At 77.0% G+C, this 447-nt stretch carries 1 pseudogene; it reads right to left on the reverse strand.

Annotated elements, in window-relative coordinates:
* A pseudogene (locus GSF22_RS34170) lies at nucleotides 1-447 on the reverse strand (hypothetical protein); the annotation flags it as partial.

A 447-nucleotide genomic window follows, 5' to 3' on the forward strand; every position in this document is an offset into this window, starting at 1 on the left:
GGTTCTGTGGTGCGGCGGCCAGTCCCATCCGTTCCTGGAGGAGCCGGGCCACGTGCCGGCTCACCTCGGCCGGGTCGGCACCGTCGGCCAGGTCCAGCCGCAGGCTGTGCGCCCCGGCGGGGGTGGTCCGCAGGGAGGCGTCCCGGACCCCGGCCACCCCGCGTACCGCGCCGAGGATCGCCTTGACGTCGAAGCCCTCCGGCCGGTCCCGGAGCGGCGGGGGCTCGTCCTCCCGTCGCAGGTGGGTGGCGATCCGCGCCAGTTCGGGGGTCTCCGCCGGCGGTTCCACGGTGGGCAGGTCCGGTACGACCGGCACATCCGGCTCGGCCGGTACCCGCTGGGGCAGCACGGCCGGCTCCGCAGTGGTCGCCGCAGCGACCGGTTCGGGCTGGTCGGGCGCGGACCGCCGGCCGGTGTAACCGGCCGACCGGGCACCGAAGAGAGTGC

It is taken from the genome of Micromonospora echinofusca, assembly GCF_017614955.1.
GTDB lineage: Bacteria > Actinomycetota > Actinomycetes > Mycobacteriales > Micromonosporaceae > Micromonospora > Micromonospora echinofusca_A.